Source organism: Actinocorallia lasiicapitis (genome assembly GCF_054778695.1).
In genome coordinates this window covers 1-2,877 of sequence record NZ_BAAGZI010000555.1, presented here as the reverse complement: position 1 = coordinate 2,877, position 2,877 = coordinate 1, and the positions used below count along the sequence as shown (strand labels likewise).

Here is a 2,877-nt window from a genome sequence, read left to right as displayed (position 1 = left end):
CGCGGCGGCGGTGGCCGGGGGCGCCCTGCTGCCGCTCCGGGCCGTGCGCGGCGCCGAGGCGCGGATCGAGGACACAGCCGGACGGCAGGTGCTGCTGCGCGGCGTCAACGTCAACCAGCTCGTCGACTTCTACGCCGAGCGGCCCCAGGTCGAGACGGTCAGGCCGCTGACCGAAGCGGACTTCGCGGCGATGGCCGCGACCGGGTTCAACGTGGTCAGGCTCGGGCTGTCGTGGTCGAAGGTCGAACCGTCGCCCGGCCGCTACGACGACGCCTATCTGGCGCGTGCCGAACAGGCCGTCGCCTGGGCGAAGCGGCACGGCCTGTACACGGTGCTCGACCTGCACCAGGACGGCTGGAACAACCAGCCGACCCCGGCGGGCACCGCCTGCCCCGCCGGGACGTCCCCGATGAACGGCTACGACGGGGCGCCCGGCTGGGCCACCCACGCCGACGGCGCGCCCCGCTGCCAGTTCACCGGCCGCGACCTGTCGCCCGCCGGAAACCGGGCGTTCACCAACTTCTTCTACGACCGCGCCGGAGTCCAGACCAGGTTCGTGCGGATGTGGGGGATGCTCGCCGCCCGGTTCGGCGACGACCCCGCCGTCGCCGGGTTCGACCCGCTCAACGAGCCGGGCTTCGCCGAGCAGGCGCCGATCACCTCGACCCTCCTGCTGGGCCGGCTCTACGATCGTGTGCTGACCGAGATCCGGACGTCCGAAACCCGGCCGCACCTGTTCTTCGCCGAGCCGAGCATCTTCTGGTCGGGCCTCGGCTTCGACGCCGTGCCGCGCGGCTCCTACCTCGACGACCCGAACGTCGTGTTCGCCCCGCACCTGTACGGCGAGTCGATCACCATGGACGCCTCGCTCGGCCTGCCCCCGATCACCTCGATCGAGCACGGCTTCACCCTCGCCGAACGCGCCGCCCGCGACCTGCCCGTCTGGTCCGGCGAATGGGGTTTCTGGGGCGACGCCGCGACGATCCAGAAGAACATCAGCCGGTACACGGCCGCGGAGGACGCCCACCGGATCGGCGGCGCGTTCTGGGTGTGGAAGCAGGCGTGCGGCGACCCGCAGAACGGCATCGGGCCCGTCGGCAACGGCTTCAACAAGATCGACTGCGCGAACGGCGCGGAACTGCCCCGCGACCCGGCGGCCCAGCGGGAGCTGCCCCGCGCCTACCCGAGGGCCGCGCCGGGACGTCTCACCTCGCTCCGCTCCGACGCCGCCACGGGCTCCCTCCTGCTGACCGGCGAGACCGGGACGGACACGTGCGCCACCCTCGAGGTCTGGGTGCCCGGCGACCGGGCCATCGTCCCCAAGACGGTGAACGTCGAGCAGATCCGGCTGCTCAAGCGGCCGGGCGGCACCCTGCTCGTCGGCTGCGCGCGGCTCCGGTACGAACTGTCCCTGTGAACAACTGAAGCCGGACCCCTCGGGGTCCGGCTTCGGCGTTCAGCACGGGCTAGTGGACGACGATGCCGTCGAACATGACCTTGAGGTAGTGGTCGGAGAGGCCCTTGGCGTTGAGCCGGCCGCCCGGCCGGAACCAGCGGACGGCGACCCAGATGGTGTCGCGGATCATGCGGTAGGTCAGCTTGGGGTCGATGTCCTCACGGAACATGCCCGCCGCCTGGCCCTCCTTGATCGCGGTGACCCACATCTTCTCGACCTCGTCCTCGGCCTTGGTGAGGTATTCGAACCGCTCCAGGCCCTTGAGGTAGTTCCAGTCGTTCTGCATCACGGTGATCGCGGCGCGGTGCGGTTCGAGCGTGTTGAACGCGATCCGCACCAGGGAGGCGATGACCTCCTGCGGGGTGCCGCCCTCTTCGATCACGGCGCGGTTGGCCGCCATCAGCTCCGTGAAGAAGTTCGACAGGATCTCGTCCACGATCGACTCCTTGGAGTCGAAGTGGTGGTAGAGGCTGCCGGACAGGATGCCGGCCTCGTCGGCGATCTCACGGACCGTGGTGGCCTGGAAACCCTTCCTCGCGAACAGCTCCGCCGCCAGCTTGACCAGGTGGTCGCGGCGTTCGGAGGCGAGCGCGGGCGTACCCTTGGCACGCCGACGGCCGGTCGTGCCCTCCTTCGCGGGAGGCTTGGCCCGGCCGCTGTTCGTCGAGGTAGTCACGGTTTCACTATAGCAAGCGCTTGTTACAGACGGTCGTTAAACGACGTACTGCACGGCGGAGCGCTCCGCGACGGTCGGGACGATGCAGTCCGCGATGAACGCCTGGTGGTCGGGGTGGTCCCGGTAGACCGCGAAGTCGTCGTTGGAGTCGAACTCGGCGACCAGCACGAAGTCCTTGTTGCCGGGGTTGATCCCGGGCCCGTACTCATACCGGCGGATCTGCGGGATCAGCCCGGGAAGCTTCGCCAGCCGCGGCGCAATCTCCGCGATCCGCTCCGCGCTCGCGTCCTCGCGCCAGGTGAACATAACGACGTGTCTGATCATCCCCCAAGCTTAGGCCGTGCCTCAGGCACCTGGCATCGCGGAGCAGGACCGCGGGTTCACACGTCCCGTGCGAGGCCGGAAGCGGGCCTGGCCCGGCTGGGGGGTGGGGTGGAGACTTGGAGGATGGATCGTTCCCGGGGTGTGCTGGCCGGGCCCGCCGTGGGGGTGGGGCTGCTCGTCGCCGTTCCCGTCGGCAACGGGCCCGGCTGGCTTGACGATGTGAGTTTCGTGGCGACGGGGCGGCCGCTCGCGTCCGAGCACGCGCTGCTGCTGGGGCTCGCGGTGCTGATCGCGGCACGCGGGCTGCTGCTGGGCCGCAGGGCGGCCGGGTACGGGCTGCTGCTGGTCATCGGGCTCGGGGCGCTCGCCGCACTCGCCGGGCAGGAGCCGCTGTGGCGGCTGCCGCTGCTGGCCGCCGCGG

General features: G+C 70.7%; 4 protein-coding genes. 2 read left to right on the top strand and 2 right to left on the bottom strand.

Annotation, left to right across the window (positions count from 1 at the left end; genetic code table 11):
- On the top strand, positions 1 to 1,417 hold a 1,417-nt coding region (locus tag ACYVE7_RS32020; protein WP_460370057.1), incomplete at its 5' end, for a glycoside hydrolase family 5 protein.
- A gap of 49 nt (positions 1,418 to 1,466) precedes the next feature.
- Here ACYVE7_RS32020 and ACYVE7_RS32015 read toward each other — a convergent pair.
- Together ACYVE7_RS32015 and ACYVE7_RS32010 are read right to left on the bottom strand one after the other, a co-directional pair.
- A complete protein-coding gene (locus tag ACYVE7_RS32015) occupies positions 1,467 to 2,132 on the bottom strand; it encodes a TetR/AcrR family transcriptional regulator (RefSeq protein ID WP_460370056.1) in 666 nt (221 codons plus the stop codon).
- Positions 2,133 to 2,168: 36 nt separating this feature from the next.
- Positions 2,169 to 2,456, bottom strand: coding sequence for a Dabb family protein (locus ACYVE7_RS32010; protein ID WP_460370054.1), 288 nt, complete (start codon positions 2,454 to 2,456; stop codon positions 2,169 to 2,171).
- A 123-nt stretch (positions 2,457 to 2,579) separates the two neighbouring features.
- Here ACYVE7_RS32010 and ACYVE7_RS32005 point away from each other — a divergent pair.
- A partial coding sequence (locus ACYVE7_RS32005; RefSeq protein WP_460370052.1) for a hypothetical protein occupies positions 2,580 to 2,877 on the top strand: 298 nt, incomplete at its 3' end.